The following is a 16,287-nucleotide window of genomic DNA, read 5'->3' on the forward strand; positions in this document are numbered from 1 at the left end:
CGACACTTTGACCAGGAGGAATCTTCAATGATTTATCAGCATATAAAAACCGGAACATTCATAAGCCGCCCCAACCGTTTCATTGCCCATGTGAGGCTGGAAGGCCAGACTGTTGTCTGCCATGTGAAGAACACAGGACGCTGCAGGGAGCTGCTGATTCCCGGCGTAAAGGTAATCCTTCAGTACCATCCGGATGCCGCTGCAGCCGGACGCAAGACAGAATATGACCTGATTGGGGTATATAAGGGAGATATCCTGATTAACATGGACTCCCAGGCGCCGAACCGGGCGGCCTGGGAATGGCTGGGCGGACTGGATTGCATTCCCGGACTGCCTGGCTGGGCGCCTGACAGCCTGCGGCGCGAGGTGACCCACGGTGATTCCCGGTTTGACCTGGCATTTACCCTCAATGAGATGAATGGCAGCAGGACACGGCCTGCGTTCATGGAGGTAAAGGGGGTAACCCTGGAAACAGATGGCATGGCCATGTTTCCGGACGCGCCCACTGAGCGCGGGATCAAGCATCTTCACGGATTGGCAAAGTCGGTGCTGGAAGGTTATGAAGCCTATGTACTGTTTGTCATCCAGATGAAAGGAGTCCACGGATTCAGGCCCAATGACACCACCCATCCTGCTTTTGGCGATGCGCTGCGGGCAGCGGCAGCGGCCGGCGTCCATGTCCTTGCATATGACTGCGCCATAACACCGGCTGCCATGACGATTGATGCTCCGGTGGATGTGATTCTGGAATGATTCAGTAAATGGGGGACCGGGGCCCCCACATCCATGGAAGCCCCGGCCATCCCATCCGGATTCTCCGGATTATATTCCCTTTATCATAACCTCAAATTACATGTGCTGCAGCCAGACCTTCACCTGCTGCATCCGCATCCGGAGTTACATCTGCCGCATCCGCAGCCGGAATTGCACCCGCAGTTACCGGTTGACGCTGCGGAGGCGGTGCGCCCTGCTGCCTGGGCAGCGGTCCTGGCAACAGGTGACTGGTTGCACTGGTTATTGGCGTAGAATCCAGCCATATATCCCTGCCAGTATAAATTGCAGTTGCGGCAGCCACCGCTGGCAGCTGCTGCACTGGCTGTGTTCGCATAGGTCGTATTCCCATAATAAGCCGCAGTTCCATAATTATCTGCATTTCCATAACAGGTACCGCCGGCAGCATATGCCGCACCCGCGTTCACAGCTGTCCCGCCATAATTCACACCATTTCCACTACAACCACCACATTCATTATAATTCATATTTTATATTCTCCTTTCAATTAGGTTGTACTCTATTATATGGGCATGTACGGAATGTGTGACAGGCCTGTTCCTCCCCCCGGATAAGCGCCCTGCATATAATATAATAACAAACCTGAACCGGTGATTTATTATGGTCTATCCTTTAAATGAACTCAATCCAGGTGAAACAGCCGAGGTGGTCTGGATCATCAGCGACCCATATATGTCTGACAGGCTGGACTCCCTGGGTTTTTCCTTCAAGGAGCATATAACCTGCATCCTTGGCGGCAGCAGGGATTCCATGTCTGCCTATCTCATACGCGGCACCCTGATTGCGCTGCGCACTGAAAATGCAAAGGAAGTGCTGGTACGTTCCTTAGGGTGTGTCTGAAGCCTGTCTTGCGTCCTGCCGGCAGCAGAAACAGGGGCCGCAGACGCAGCCCCTGACCAAAACATGAAATCCTCCTATCTTTTGTCATCCCACCTGTTCCATGATTGCCTTCAGACGCCCTGTTTCTGATTCCGTTGTACGGAGCACGGGTTTCTTACAGCAGTCCTTTATCCGGACTCCCCTTAGGAGCATTGCCTTTTTAAGGGTTCCCACAAAAAACGGATTGATATCGTAGATACCCATTAACAGGTCCACCTTTTTCTGGAGGGCAAAGGCAGTATCCCAGTCCTTCCGGTTCACAGCCTCCTGCCAGCTTACCAAAAGCTCCGGATATACATTGGACAGGGCGCCGATACAGCCCGCGCCGCCGCAGGCAGCATTGTGGATCAGGTTCTCATCAAAACCGCAGTATACCTCAAACTCAGGGAATTCCTCCCTCACCATTGTAAGGATGCTTCTGGTATGGCCCATCTCTGAAACCGAGTCCTTCAGTCCCACGATATTTTTGTGCCTGCGCAGCAGGTTCAGGACAATTTCCGGTTTTACGTCATATCCGGTCCTGGCAGGAAAATTATAGATGTACAGAGGCCCGTTAATCTTGTTTGCCGCCTCATCATAAAATGCTTCAATGGATGCATCGTCAATGGTAAAATAGTAAGGGCTGATCAGCATCACGCCGTCCGCTCCCGCCCGGAGGGCGTAGTTACTCAGCTCCACTGTTTCCTCCATGCTGTCACATGCGGTTCCAAAGAATACCTTTGCCCTCTTATTAATATATGGGACCGCCATGTCAATCAGCGTTTTTTTCTGTTCCATGTTCAGGGCATAGAATTCACCGCTGCTCCCAAGTATCAGCAGGCCTGCGATGCCGCCTCCGATTAAATGGTCGTATATGTTTTTATTGCCCTGTAAATCCAGTTCTCCATTCTCATCAAATGCAGTTACAACCGGAGTGTAAAAGTTCACGTTCATATATTTCCTCCCTAGCCGATTCTATTTGTCAGTTTACCTATTTTCTCTATCTCGCATGTTACCTGGTCGCCCTTTTTCATATAACGGGGCGGGTCATACCCCATACCCACGCCGGAGGGGGTTCCTGTGGCAATGATGTCCCCGCACTCCAGTGTGATGCACTGGGACAATTCCGATATGAGCCACGGAATGCCGTGGATGAAACTGCGCGTATTGGAGTGCTGGCGCAGCTGCCCGTTGACAAAGCTTTTTACTTCCAGCTCCACGGGAAAGGGCAGTTCCTCCCGGCCCACGATTACCGGCCCCATGGATGCGTATGTGTCCAGGCTCTTTCCGTAAAACCACTGGCCATGTGCCGTCTGCAGGTTCCTGGATGAGATGTCATTAAAGATAGAATATCCGAATATATATTCCTCTGCCCTGCAAGCCGGTATCTTCTTTCCGTCTTTGCCAATGATGACCGCCAGTTCCACCTCGTAGTCCAGCGCCTCATCCACATCCAGCCTGCCCTCAATCCGTCCGTCAGGACCCATAAGCCGCAGCGCCCGCTTGGAGAAGTATACTGCCTTGGGCGGCTTTTTAAAACTTTCTTCCCCCAAATGTTCCTCTGTTTCCTTTAGATGGTCTTCATAATTCACACCCACGCACAGGATATCGTGAACCGGCCGTTCAATGGGCGCAAGAAGCCTTACGGAATCCAGGTCATATACCGGTTCTCCCAAACATCCGGAAACCGGCGGCTCTGGTAAGCCGCCGGAGATACCGGCATGTTTTATGAAGTCCATCATATCCCCCTTCTTCAGTCCGGGAACAAAGGATGACGCCGGGATAACCCGGTTCCCCTCCAAAAGGATGCCAACCTCTGCTTCCTTTCCAGGGGCCATAAACCTTATGTATTTCATGATACACCTCTTTTTTTCATTGCTCCGTCCTTATATGGCTACATATAATTACATACCCTGGCAATGGCCATTTCCGTATAGCCCAGGGCTTCTGCCTTGGTCAGCTTTCCGTCAGCCACCTGCTTTATTTCCGTAAACAGCTCATCCCCTAATTCCTCCAGGGTCTTTTTGCCGTAGATATAGGGGCTGGCATCAATGTCAATGTTATCGGACATGTTTGCATAGGTTACTTTATTTCCCGTTATCTTGATGACAGGCACGATCGGGTTGCCGGTGGGGGTTCCGCGGCCAGTGGAGAACAGGCATATCTGGCAGCCGCCGGCAGCCATTCCCGCAACGGATGAGGGGTCGTTTCCTGGTGTGTCCATGATGACCAGGCCCATGTTCTTATCTACCTGTTTCGCATAGTCATAGACCTCATTGACCGGTGCATGGCCGCCCTTATGGATGCAGCCCAGGGACTTTTCTTCCAGTGTTGTCAGGCCGCCTTCCATGTTGCCCGGGGACGGGTTCCCCTCCCTCACGTCATGGCCCACAAGGCGGATAGCATTTTCATAATCATGTACAATCTGGTAAATGCGCTGGCTGACCCTCTCATCCTTCCCCCGCTTTGCCAGTATGTGTTCCGCGCCGATGAATTCAGTTGTCTCAGACAGGATGGATGTGCCCCCGATTTCCGCCATACGGTCGCTAATCTCGCCGATAAGCACATTGGAGGCAAGGCCGGAAGTGGGGTCTGAACCGCCGCATTCTGTTCCGATAATCAGTTCAGACATGCCGAATGCTTCCTGGGCAAGCATGGACGCATCCATTGCCATCTGCCTGGCCGCGCGCACCGCCTTCTCAATGGTGGCAATGGTACCGCCGTTTTCCTGGATGATGAAATGCTCCAATGGCTTGTTGGTGCGTTCCCTGATTGCGTCCAGGACCAGGTCCATCTGGCAGTTCTCACATCCCAGAGAGATGACCACAGTCCCATATACATTAGGATTGGCCGCATAACCAGCCATCACGTCCATGGTAAACTGCTGGTCCGATGGTACCTGTGAACATCCATTCTGATTGTTAAATGTAACTGCGTTTTCTACCTGGGAGGCAATGATCCTTGTTGTATCAGAAGCACATACGCTGGCCGGAAGGATTAAAACCTTATTGCGGATTCCTACCCTTCCATCCGGTCTTCTGTATCCCATAAATGTCATTTCCTTCATTACTTTCTTATCCATTGTGTCAACCCCCTTTTATAATTGTTCCCTGTGGTTCTCAACATTGTGTGTATGTACATGCTCTCCTGCCTGGATATCCCTGGCAGCCAGCCCGATATGTTCCCCATACTTGACAACCGGTTCTCCCTTTTGCATATCCCTGATTGCGAATTTGTGGTAAATGGGTATGTCCGTGACAGCCGTAACCTCATGGAGCCCGCCGGTCTTATCCAGCCACGCCGCGGCCTGGCCTGCTTTAACCGGTTCAATGGCAACGGCTACCGTATCTTTTTCGTCAATAATCATTGCATTTGTAATTATTTCGCTCATTCTAATCATCCTCCACCATTTGTCCTATTATTTATTCAGTTTTAAGCGGCATTTTGGGACAGCCGTACTTCTTGGCCCAGTAGCTTGTCATCAGGGGCGCGATGATTGCCGTTACCACCACGGCCGCTGCCACCTGGGTGGTTGCACCGGATACATACGGCTCAAGGGCCGGGTCCGCCATGGCCACCACGGCCGGGACAGCCACGGCATTGCCTGCGGTTGTGGCAACTGCCCAGCCCGCATATCCGGGACGCCTGCCAATCATCCTGTCGCAGAATACGATAAACGCACCGCCCACAAATACAGAGATAAGACCTAAGATCACGCCAGGTATACCGCCCTTAAGGACATTCATAAGATTGATTCCCGCGCCCAGGGTCAGTCCCACAAAAGGAATCATCACAGAGCCTGCTGGGGAAACGAATTCCGCAAACTTCTTATCCATATTCCCCAGGATCATGCCCACCAGGATGGGGGTCACGGTTGCAATCAATGCCTGGATCGGAATATTGGCAAGACCCGATACGCCCATGGCAATCATGGTCATGAACGGTCCGTCATTTAACGCCAGCAGCGCCATGGCTCCTCCGTCCACATCATCTCCGTAGGTCTGCATCAGGGCCAGGTATACGGAGCCGTTGCTGTTGGTTACGGCGCTGATGATTGCCAGTGCAGATAATCCCAGGACACCGGCAGGTCCAAATATCTTGCCTACAGCAATACCGATCACTGAGCCGATACAAAACTTTGAAAGCAGCAGAATGCCGCCCCGCTTCAGCACCCTTCCGATATCGCCCAGCTGCAGCGTGGTTCCCAGGCATACAAGCTGGATACCCATGGCGGTTGCTGCGCCTGCATTGGAAAATGTTGCTGTTGTAAGGGAGCCCAGCTGCAGCGCCTGGGGAAAAAAGGTGTTTAAGACCGCGCCAATCAGCAGCGGCACAATCATCATTCCGGCAGGAACTTTTTTAAGGAAATTCATTATCATAGTTTTACCCCTCTCTTCTTTGATTGTACGTATATTCGTACGATATGCGCATTCTCGTACATCACATAAAAAGAATATATCTGATTCAATAAAAAGTCAATATCAATTTAACATTTTGACAGATTACACAAACATATACATTTTATATTGTACATGTTTACTAATGGCTTTCTCAAAATTCCCTCTGGTATAATAGACTCAGCAAGTTAAAAGGAGCGGACAATGCCAAATACAGAACATAAACCAACCGAGCGTGTTTTAAACATACTGGAACTGCTGGGAACCACCCCATCCGGACTTAGCCTTTCTGATATAGCCAAGCAGATCGGTTCCCCCAAGACAACCGTGGCCCCTATCCTGCACACCATGGCCAGCCGGAACTTCATTGCATACCACAAGGACAGCAGCCTTTACACCATAGGCATCGGCGCCTACCTGGCAGGAATTTCCTATTACGGTGAAAAGAGCATCATGCAGTTCATCAAATCCGAAATGGAATATGCGGTCAATGAAACAAACGAAATCTGCCAATTCGGAATCCGTTCCGATAACAGCGTGCTCTATATAGCAAAGGTGGACTCAAAGGAGGCCATACGCCTTGTATCCAGTGTGGGGAAACGGCTTCCCCTCTACTGCACGGCCCTTGGAAAAGCCCTTCTGTACCAGCTTCCCTTTGAAAAGGTAAGGGCCCTGTACCCTAACGGTCTGGAAAAGTTCACCGAATATACCATCACTGATTTTGAAACACTAAAAAAAGAGTGGGATGAAATCAACGCCAGCAAATTCGCCCATGAGAAAAAAGAAACCGCCCTGGACATCTGCTGCTATGCAGTCCCTATCTGCTGCAACCAGAAAACCATTGCCAGCCTGTCCATCAGCGTTCCAGCCTTCCGGGACACGGAGGAAAAAGCCAAATTGATAAAAGATATACTTAAAAAGGTGGGAAATACAATCGAACAGTATTTGTTTGAGAATAATTTGGATGAGAATGCGTTCTGCATTTATGAAGGGTAGGGGTTGTTGATTTGTGGGATGAAGGGGTAGGTGCATCCGTCCGTGAGCGGAATGGGGATGGGGGCGGTGGATACGGCTGCGGGGCTAGCAGCTCTAAGCCTATGGGAAGCGGTGCTGGACAAGAGTCTGGCCGCCTAACTCGCGCTCAGTTTCTTCCGGGTATTTTGTTATCGGGCTCAGACAAAGGCGCCAGACTCTTAGCACCGCTTCCCATAGGCTAAGACCTGCACGCCCCTGTAGATGCATCCACCGCCCCCATACCCATTCCGCTCACCCGCTACGTCTCGACAGCCTCCTGCATCACACAAATCAGAAGTGTGAGATATGAATCCCTGGAGCAAATTTAATACCAGTACCACTACATCCAGCGCCGCTGCCTGCGTCAGGAGTGGATCTGCATAGCAACGGCGTAGTAGTCGCTACGATTCGCTTTGCAGACACGCTCCTGGCGCAGATAACAGGTGCTGGATGTAATGGTACTGGTATTTATATTTATGCTGAGCTATGCCAGCCACATCTTCCTCGCTGCTTCCCTATTGCTATCTAATTGCTTTTTTATACTTTTTTCTTCCAGCCTCTCCATCTGGCCTATTATAGCGTAAGTTCAATGGCATATGGGCAGTTGTCCATATTCTATTAAGCATCTAACAATGGCATGAATCACCCCCCATACCAACCCAACTTGATACCTCCAACATAAAATATCCCATCAACCATCGGACTGTCTGCGGCATATGGCGGGCGGAATCTTTTTCCTGTGGTGGGGTGTTCAGACGCAGTGGCAGGAGTGGGGACGGGAGGCGGGCGGGCTTTCGGTTCCTTGTGGAGGGTGCTTGGTCTGCTTGCTCAAAAAATGGGCGGAAACAGGGCCGAGTGAGGGCTTCCAGGCCCGAACGCAGAGCGCCTACGGACGAAAAATCATCAAGATTTCTTCGGTAGTTGGCGCGGTGCCCTGTTTCCGTCCATTTTTTGAGTTAGCAGACCATGCGCCCGGAACCAGGAACCGAAAGCCCGCCCGCCTCCCGTCCCCGCTTCCGGAAACAAACAAAAGCAGAGGTTGCGTACCCTCCTGCACCCCTCTGCTTCTAACCCCCACTAATACCTATTATCAAATACCCGAGTAGACTTCTTTTCACTCCGCGGAAGTTCCCCAAGGTCCACCAGCTTAACAACCGGTGTCAGACCTATCCTGTTTTTGAAGCCGGTCTGTATTTCTATCTCAAGTGCGTACCGGTTAATGGATGGGATGGTTTCCACAAACAGGGTCATTACGTCCTTGCCCATGAGATGGTCTACCATGACCTGATACTCGCTGGACGCGCCTTCAATGGAGCTTAAGAGTTCTTCTATCTGGCTTGGGAAAATGTTGACACCCTTTACTTTTACCATGTCGTCCGTGCGTCCGATTAAGGTTCCGATCCTTGGATAGGGGGAACCGCACGGACAGTCGCCTGGCACAATCCTGGAAAGGTCATGGGTGCGGTAACGGATTAAGGGGGCGCCTTCTTTTTTCAGGGTTGTGATGACAATCTCCCCCACTTCCCCGTCAGGCAGGACTTCCCCTGTCTTCGGGTCCACAATCTCAATATAAATAAAATCATCCCAGTAATGCATGGCTCCCTGGGCCTGGCAGTTGATTGCAATGCCGGGACCATATACTTCTGTGAGCCCGTAGATGTCGTAGAGGTCAACTCCAAGCTCGGCGGCAATCCGCTTCCTCATCTTGTCACCCCAGCGTTCTGAGCCGATTACGCCTTTTTTCAGACATATCCTGTCACCAATCCCTCTCTTGGCTATCTCCTCTGCCAGCAGCAGTGCGTAGGATGAGGTGGCGCACAGGACCGTGGACTTCATGTCCATCATCATGCGCAGCTGTTTGTCCGTGTTGCCGGGTCCCATGGGCACGGTCATGGCTCCCAGGCGCTCGGCGCCCAGCTGGAAGCCGATTCCTGCTGTCCACAGCCCGTATCCCGGCGTAATCTGTATCCTGTCCATGTTGGTGATTCCCGCCATTTCATAGCAGCGGGCAAACATCAGGGCCCAGTCATCCACATCCTGTCGGGTGTAGGGGATGATGACCGGGGTACCGGTGGTTCCTGACGAGGAATGGATGCGCACGATCTTATCTTCGGGTTCAGCCATCAGACCAAGGGGATAGGCCTCCCTCAGGTCGCCTTTCCATGTAAACGGAAGCTTTTCAAAGTCCTCCTGTGACTGTATCTGGTCCACATTGATTCCTTCCAGCTTGTGCTTGTAGAAACACTCCTTGCCGGTCAGTTTCTTAAGCTGTTCCTTTATTAGAAGGAACTGGGATTCTTTCATCTTCATTGGTTCTATCCTCCGTTTTTCACGCATGTTCTGAGGCAGCGCCCAGGTTAAGCGCTGTCACGTTCATGGCCCTGAACTTCTCAGGTACCCGTTTTAATATGGCCTGCTCCATCTCCTCCAGGGAAATGCCAATCAGACCGCTGGCAATGGCAGCGCCCAGCAGCGCCACATTCAGTACCTTTGGGGAACCGCTCTGGGCGCAGATGGCCGTGCCGTCCACCACCACCAGGTTATCCACGGTCTGTTTAAGATACTCCATCATCTCATTGCCGGTATAGGCGCCTCCTGTAAGGGAAGCTGTAACCGGGCGGATCGGCACGGGTGATACCACCATGCAGCCTCCCTTTTTCAGGTACGGAAGACAGCGCACTGCCTCGGCAGGTTCAAAGCCAATGATGACATCCGCTGCTTTATATGGTATCAGGGGGGAGTGGATTTCCTCCCCAATCCGCACATGGCTGACCACACTGCCGCCTCTCTGTGCCATTCCAATGGTTTCCGCACCCCTGGCTTCCATCCCCTTTTCCATGGCAGCCAGGGCTATCAGGCGGGACGCAAGGACGGTTCCCTGTCCTCCCACTCCACATAACAATACATTCTTTGTCATAGCTATCCTCCTCGCTTATTCCACAGGTTCAATGGCATCCACCGTACATATCTGGCCGCAAAGCCCGCAGCCCGTACAAAGGCCCGGATCAATCCTGACCGTATCCTGGTCCAGCACCAGGGCCGGACATCCGATTTCATTGATGCAGGTACGGCAGTCCACACACCTGTCTTCCACAATCCTGCATTTTTTCGTGGTTTTTACAATGGCAATACAGGGCGCCTTGAATATCACGGCTTTTACCCCTTCCAGGGCAGAAAACTCCAGCACGGTTTCCACGCACTGCTCCAGATCCAGCGCGTCCACGGTCCTTATGTGCTTTACGCCGATTCCTTCCAACACCTTTGTTATGTCAACCTTTTCCACTACCTGGCCCATCATGGTCCGGCCGGTACCCGGATGGGGCTGGTGCCCTGTCATGGCCGTGGTGGAATTATCCAGGATACACAGGGTCAGATTGGCCTCATTGTACACTGCATTGACAATACCTGTGAGCCCGGAGGCAAAGAATGTGGAATCCCCAACAAAGGAGAAATAACGCTTGTGCGGCTCCACCCTCTGCATCCCCTGGGCCATGGTGATGCCTGCCCCCATGCAGAGACAGGTATCCACCATGTCAAGGGGTTTTGCATTGCCCAGTGTATAACAGCCGATGTCACCGCAGTAAACGCCTTCCACTGGCTCCTGTCCATCCGGCAGCTCCTGATTCAGCTTTTCCATAGCCCGCTTGACCGCATAAAAGGAGGACCTGTGGGGACATCCTGCGCAAAGGACCGGAGGACGGACGGGAAGGGACGGCGTGGGATGGGAATCCTCAAGGGAGACCGGGACGGCGGCACCGGAACACATACCAGGCACCGCGCCGGCTGCTTCACCGGAACACATGTCAGGCACCGCGCCGGCGGACAGGGATTCCAGATAATCTATGTACGGCGCTCCCAGATAAGCCTCCAGCACCTTCTGCACGGACTCCACACTGTTCTCACCCGCGCACTGCACATCCCCGGTAAGCTTTCCCCGGATGTTAACGTCCAGGTGGTGCCTGCCGCAGAGCAGCGTCAGTTCCTGCTCCAGCACCGGATCAAGCTCTTCCACTGCCATGACCTCCTTAAGGCCGTCCATGAACTGAAGCATCAGCTTTTCCGGCGTGGGGTTGGGTGTGGATATCTTGATGATACGCGCGCCCTTATATCCGTTCAGCGCTTCCATGACAAACTCATAACTAATCCCATGGGTAATGATTCCCTGGATTGTCTCCTTTTCTTCCCTGTGCACAAGATTAAAGCGGTAGGTGCTGAAATCCTCCCCGATTACAGGGTTGCGCGCCTCAATCATCTTGTGGTTTGCATTGGACAAACGCGGGAAAATAACCCATTTATCAGGATCCTTCACGAATCCCTGGGGCGCCGGGAGACTGATCCGCTCCTTTAACTCCACGCTGGCACAGCCATGGCAGATTCTTGTGGTGGGACGGAACAGTACCGGGGTGTGGTATTTTTCCGAGTAATCAAAGGCATCCCCAATCATCTCATAGGCTTCCTCCGGGGAACTGGGGTCAAATACAGGCAGCTTGGAAAACTGTCCGTAATGGCGCGTATCCTGTTCTGTCTGGGAGGATATGGGACCTGGGTCATCTGCCACCATGACGACCATGCCCCCCTTGACGCCCACATAGGCCAGGCTCATAAGGGGGTCCGAGGCCACGTTAAGCCCCACCTGTTTCATTGTGACCATGGCCCTTGCGCCTGTGTAGGCGGCGGCTGCAGCCACCTCCATACCCGCTTTTTCATTCACCGACCACTCCACATAGATATCTCCTGGATTGTGTTTTGCAACTGTTTCCAGGACTTCCGTGGACGGGGTGCCCGGATAACCTGACACCACCTGCACACCCGCCCTGACTGCTCCCAGGCCGATTGCTTCATTTCCCATTAAAAATGATTTGGACATTGCCCTTCTCCTTCCGTTATTTACATTTTCTGCTATTTCCAGATACAAAAAGACCTGCCCCTTAGAAAGGACAGGTCTGAATATAACACCTGTGGTACCACCTTGTCTGCTTACCTCTTTTACAAATATGCCGGTACTGCGCTGCGTAAATTCCATCATCCGGAACCCGCCATCCGTGCTTGGACCTCCCAGCACAAACCGGCACATATTCTGCCTTTAACGCAGGCCTGCGGTCCGGATACTGGGGCGATGGATGCCGGACAATCATCACAGCCAGCAGCAGCCGATTCCGGCTTTCCTGCTGCCCGCTTCCTGATTCCGGCCGCATCCGGCCTGCCTGTTCACCTTTCCCTCAGCGGTCCATTTGCCGTCCGGCTTATTACAGGGATCCCACCATCCCCTGCTCTCTGTGAATGCCCTCTACGGTTTGATCTCCGCTTCATCGGTTTAATACTTTACTTTATCAGTCATTATTACAGATTTCATTGTAAATGTCAATGACTTTCCAATGTATTTCCATGCCTGTAATCCTATGCCTGGTCATTGGTGAGATGGAAGTAATCCAGCACATAGAACACAAGGCTTAAAACCATACCTACCACACAGGCCAGGACCATGCCGGTCAGCTGGATGTTGCCCAATTTCACAGCAATCCCTGAAAGGCCGGTGACAAATATGACAGAGGTCAGGGCCAGGTTCCTTGAATTGCCGTAATCCACCTGGGAATCCACCAGGATACGCAGGCCTGACGTGCCGATCATGCCATAGAGCAGGAAGGAAATCCCTCCAATGACCGGCCCCGGTATTGTGCTGATCAGGGTGGACAGCTTGCCGATAAAGGAACATATGATGGACAGCACGGCAGCTCCTGCAATCACGCGTACGCTGTATACCCGTGTGATGGCCATGACGCCGATGTTCTCCCCATAAGTGGTGGTTGGCACGGAACCGATAAGCCCTGATATCATGGTGGAGAAGTTGTCCCCGAACAGGGAACGGTGAAGGCCCGGGTCCTTTAACAGGTCGCGTCCCACAATCTTACTGGTAACCACCTGATGCCCGATATGTTCCGAAGTGATGACCAGCAGGACCGGAAGGATGGTCATGATTGCCTCCAGGTTAAACTTGGGCCTTGAAAAGTTGGGCAGCGCAAAGACAGGCGCTGCGGCCACTGCTGAAAAGTCCAGGAGACCGCACGCAAATGCAGCCGCATACCCTGCTATGACAGCTATCAGGATAGGGATGACGGAAAAGAACTTCCTGAACAGGATGGAGCCAAACACAGCCGTGCCCAGCGTGATTATGAATACAATAATCTTGCCCGGGTCCATCACAGGGTCCAAAAGGCCTGCATTTTCAGCCGCATTGCTGGAAAGTTCAAGACCGATCAGGGCCACTACCGGTCCCATGGCTGCGGGCGGGAGGACAACATTAATCCATTCCGTGCCGAACTTGTAGACGATAAATGCCAGGATGCACCCGCAAAAGCCCACGGCCACAAAACCGCCCAGTGCATAGGCATATCCGGATTCCCCAAAGCTTTTGATGACCACTCCGGCCGGAGCTAGGAATGCAAAGCTGGACCCCAGATAAGCAGGGGCCTTCCCCTTTGTCACGCAGATGAACAGCAAGGTTCCCACACCGTTCATGAACAGGACCACGGCCGGACTGATGCCGAACAGGAATGGCACCAGGATGGATGCGCCGAACATGGCGAACATGTGCTGGATGCTGAGGGGAACAAGCAGCTTAAAGGGCACCTTGTCCTCCACCTGAATGATACGTTGATTTTCCATTTTCTTCCTCCTTTGTCTTTTCCATACGCTTCTGACAATAACTGGCGCATCCCTGCGCAGACCTGCGGTAATGGCCCGCTTCTATGATGCGCGGCGCCGTCCCCCGCGGTTGTGGGCACGGTTTATCTTCCCCCGCTCAAAACATTTCTCACATACGGAGAAGGGATAATCCCATGACAGCTCCCTCCCGCAGGCTGAACACTTGCGGGAATAGCTGGCACATTCTGTCTTCAGGATGCGGCTGATTTCTTCCTCGGTGTGACGCCGCTCCTCATTGAGGTTTCCGGTCTGGACCGGAAGCCCTGCCTTCCTGGAAAACTGGAAATACAGGTCCAGCATCTTATAATAACTTTCCAGGTCATACAGGTCGTCGCCAGGGCTGTAGGGGAATTCCAATTCATCCGCATCCCTGTAATCCCTGCAGTAATCCTTCCACAGGTCCATGACCATCTTATTATCTATGTCAATGGAGCATGTTATCAGCTTATATATCTCCTGCCTGGTAAATGTGTCCATGTCATCCTGATGCACATGTTCAAATGTCATGTACAGGGACAGCAGCTCGTCCACCTCCATTTTCTCATAGATGGAAGGCGTATCCATGGATGCCCAGATTTTTACCAGGGTGTCAATCTCAGCCGGCAGGTTAAGCAGCTGTTCCGGGAAACCCACATACGCTTTCATGATGGGTATGGGAAGCCTGGACAGCCCGTCCCGGATCACTTCCAGCTCGTCGATGGCAGTGACGAACCCTTCATCATAAAGCCCGTATCTCCCGGCCCGGCCCGCTATCTGCTTAATCTCTTCCGGGTTCAGGGTACGTTTGCCCACCCCGTCGAATTTCCTGGTCTCCACAAACACGATCCTGCGTATGGGCAGGTTCAGGCCCATGCCGATGGCGTCCGTGCTTACCACCACATCGGTCTCCTTTGCCAGGAACCGGCGCACCTGTTCCCGCCTGGTGGCCGGGGGCAGGCTCCCATATATGACGCTGCAGTGGGTTCCCTCGTTCTCCAGATGGGCTGCCAGGGCAAGCACTGATTTCTTTGAAAATACAATCAGGGCATCGCCTTTTCTCAAATCCCGCTTCAGGTTATACGGCTTTGTCTCCAGGGTCAGCCTGGTATTCCGTTTGTGGCGCACCACCCGGAACTGGTCCCCGCAGCGTTTTATCATCTGCACAATGATATCCTCTGCCTCAGGCGCCATGCACAGATGTATCTCCTCTGCCCTCAGTCCCAGGACCGCCCTGGTCCAGTTGTGTCCCCGGTATGGGTCCGCAACCATCTGGCATTCATCTACCACAACAATATCAAAATAATCATGGTCATTGAGCATCTCCACGGTACAGGCCTGGCACACGGCCCCTGGCACCTCCAGAGTCTCTTCCCCTGTTATCATGGAACATGCAAGCCCCTCAGAATTAAGCTTGTCGTAGACCTCCAGGGCCAAAAGCCTTAAGGGGCCGAAATACGCCCCGTGGCCGCACTCCTTCAGCCGTTCCAGCGCATCATGTGTCTTGCCGCTGTTGGTGGGACCTACATGGAGGATGAACCTGCGCTTCATCTCCCTGGCTCCCGGATACTCCTCCTCCGGCTTCTGGTTCACGGATTCCCGGATTCCCTTTTTGATGGTCTTTGGTATATAGAACAGCTGGTAGGCCCGGTCCAGGGAGTTGGTCAGCAGGTAACGGCGGATCCCCTGCATCCTGAGCACATGCTCCAGTTCCTCCAGTGACAGGCCGGACAAATACTCCAGGTCCTTTCTGGCAAGGGCGCCGCAGAATTCCTTCATGCTGGCACAATTCTTTTCCCACTCCTGGACAGCCGGTCCCGGCGGCAGCTTTCCCTCCTTGTGCATCAGATATGCGCAGACCTTGGACAGCATGGCATGGACATCGCTCAGCTCATTGGCTTTTTCAAGGGGCTTTATATTCGCCTCGGTGAGACGCTTTAAGCGTTTCCTCAATTCCACGGCCGTCATGGCCCTGTACCGCTTATTCACATTGCCGAAAAACAGCTCCTTATAGTATTCCTCCAAATACTGTGCGCATTCTCTTTTTATCTCCATGGATTTCCTCTTTCTTTCTGATTTTCACAAAAGCAGCCAGGTGCACATGTTCCCACGTCCATCTGGCAGCTATTAAACTTACACCATGGTAGTATCCACAAAATGCTCAAAACCCGAAATGCCATATTCCGCGCACACGCTGTTGATACCGTCCACAATCTCCTCCCGCGAATAATTCGCCTCGAAAAGTGTGTCATCCTTCATCTGGTTAAGATACATATAAAAAGTAAGGGCCATCTCCAGGCGGTCAATATCCTGGGGATCCAACTGGTCCGAGAGATAATTCTCAGCCCCGTTGATATCGCCCGCGTCCGCCATGTCCTTTAACTGGCGGTACACCCGGTCCATAGGCGTATACTTGTCCTCGTCCTCCGGAAGTTCATAGTCTATATCGTTCTTGCCCAGCGCCAGCCTTGCAATGGCCCTGACCAGGTCGCTAATCGTCCTCATCACATAATCGTCCTGAAATCCCATAACCATCCATCTCCTGCGT

The 16,287-nt window shown here is 52.6% G+C and carries 15 protein-coding genes; 3 read left to right on the forward strand and 12 right to left on the reverse strand.

What is annotated here, in order from left to right:
* The first annotated feature begins 27 nt into the window (after positions 1–27).
* A complete protein-coding gene (gene sfsA, locus DWX59_RS05670) occupies positions 28–753 on the forward strand; it encodes a DNA/RNA nuclease SfsA (protein ID WP_117556863.1) in 726 nt (241 codons plus the stop codon).
* Between the two features lie 119 nt (positions 754–872).
* Here the strand turns inward: sfsA and DWX59_RS29220 are convergent, their stop codons facing one another.
* Positions 873–1,259 carry a hypothetical protein gene (locus DWX59_RS29220; RefSeq protein WP_227115810.1) on the reverse strand — a complete coding sequence of 129 codons (387 nt, stop codon included), beginning with the start codon at positions 1,257–1,259 and terminating at the stop codon, positions 873–875.
* A 133-nt stretch (positions 1,260–1,392) separates the two neighbouring features.
* Here DWX59_RS29220 and DWX59_RS05680 point away from each other — a divergent pair, with 133 nt between their 5' ends.
* Positions 1,393–1,632: a FeoA family protein gene (locus DWX59_RS05680; RefSeq protein ID WP_117556865.1), complete on the forward strand. Its 240-nt coding sequence runs from the start codon at positions 1,393–1,395 to the stop codon at positions 1,630–1,632.
* Between the two features lie 84 nt (positions 1,633–1,716).
* Here the strand turns inward: DWX59_RS05680 and DWX59_RS05685 are convergent, their stop codons facing one another.
* The 5 genes from DWX59_RS05685 to DWX59_RS05705 are packed head-to-tail and all read right to left on the reverse strand — an operon-like array spanning position 1,717 to position 6,029.
* Complete coding sequence (locus tag DWX59_RS05685; protein WP_117556867.1) at positions 1,717–2,604, reverse strand: dihydrodipicolinate synthase family protein; 888 nt, start codon at positions 2,602–2,604, stop codon at positions 1,717–1,719.
* Between the two features lie 11 nt (positions 2,605–2,615).
* Positions 2,616–3,506 (reverse strand): fumarylacetoacetate hydrolase family protein, encoded by an 891-nt coding sequence (locus DWX59_RS05690; RefSeq protein ID WP_117556869.1) that lies wholly within the window; start codon positions 3,504–3,506, stop codon positions 2,616–2,618.
* 38 nt (positions 3,507–3,544) lie between these two features.
* The gene (locus tag DWX59_RS05695) at positions 3,545–4,732 is read right to left on the reverse strand and encodes a UxaA family hydrolase (RefSeq protein WP_330665929.1); all 1,188 of its coding nucleotides are present in this window, start codon (positions 4,730–4,732) and stop codon (positions 3,545–3,547) included.
* 15 nt (positions 4,733–4,747) lie between these two features.
* Positions 4,748–5,041: a UxaA family hydrolase gene (locus DWX59_RS05700; protein ID WP_227115809.1), complete on the reverse strand. Its 294-nt coding sequence runs from the start codon at positions 5,039–5,041 to the stop codon at positions 4,748–4,750.
* Between the two features lie 31 nt (positions 5,042–5,072).
* Positions 5,073–6,029 carry a 2-keto-3-deoxygluconate permease gene (locus DWX59_RS05705; RefSeq protein WP_117556873.1) on the reverse strand — a complete coding sequence of 319 codons (957 nt, stop codon included), beginning with the start codon at positions 6,027–6,029 and terminating at the stop codon, positions 5,073–5,075.
* Positions 6,030–6,251: 222 nt separating this feature from the next.
* On the opposite strand from DWX59_RS05705, the gene DWX59_RS05710 reads away from it, so the two are divergent.
* On the forward strand, positions 6,252–7,043 hold the full coding sequence (locus DWX59_RS05710; RefSeq protein ID WP_117556874.1) for an IclR family transcriptional regulator: 792 nt from the start codon (positions 6,252–6,254) through the stop codon (positions 7,041–7,043).
* 1,095 nt (positions 7,044–8,138) lie between these two features.
* Here DWX59_RS05710 and DWX59_RS05715 read toward each other — a convergent pair.
* The 6 genes from DWX59_RS05715 to DWX59_RS05745 form a co-directional block, all read right to left on the reverse strand.
* The gene (locus DWX59_RS05715) at positions 8,139–9,371 is read right to left on the reverse strand and encodes a phenylacetate--CoA ligase family protein (protein ID WP_117556876.1); all 1,233 of its coding nucleotides are present in this window, start codon (positions 9,369–9,371) and stop codon (positions 8,139–8,141) included.
* 19 nt (positions 9,372–9,390) lie between these two features.
* Positions 9,391–9,978: an indolepyruvate oxidoreductase subunit beta gene (locus DWX59_RS05720; protein ID WP_117556878.1), complete on the reverse strand. Its 588-nt coding sequence runs from the start codon at positions 9,976–9,978 to the stop codon at positions 9,391–9,393.
* A gap of 15 nt (positions 9,979–9,993) precedes the next feature.
* Positions 9,994–11,928 carry a thiamine pyrophosphate-dependent enzyme gene (locus tag DWX59_RS05725; protein WP_117556880.1) on the reverse strand — a complete coding sequence of 645 codons (1,935 nt, stop codon included), beginning with the start codon at positions 11,926–11,928 and terminating at the stop codon, positions 9,994–9,996.
* 530 nt (positions 11,929–12,458) lie between these two features.
* On the reverse strand, positions 12,459–13,724 hold the full coding sequence (uraA, locus tag DWX59_RS05735; protein WP_117556884.1) for a uracil permease: 1,266 nt from the start codon (positions 13,722–13,724) through the stop codon (positions 12,459–12,461).
* Between the two features lie 81 nt (positions 13,725–13,805).
* Complete coding sequence (locus DWX59_RS05740; protein WP_117556886.1) at positions 13,806–15,794, reverse strand: helicase-related protein; 1,989 nt, start codon at positions 15,792–15,794, stop codon at positions 13,806–13,808.
* A gap of 78 nt (positions 15,795–15,872) precedes the next feature.
* Entirely contained in the window at positions 15,873–16,268 is a 396-nt protein-coding gene (locus tag DWX59_RS05745) for a DUF6483 family protein (RefSeq protein WP_117556888.1), read from the reverse strand.
* Between the last annotated feature and the right edge of the window lie 19 nt (positions 16,269–16,287).

The organism is Enterocloster aldenensis (genome assembly GCF_003434055.1).
In the GTDB taxonomy this organism is placed as follows: domain Bacteria; phylum Bacillota; class Clostridia; order Lachnospirales; family Lachnospiraceae; genus Enterocloster; species Enterocloster aldenensis.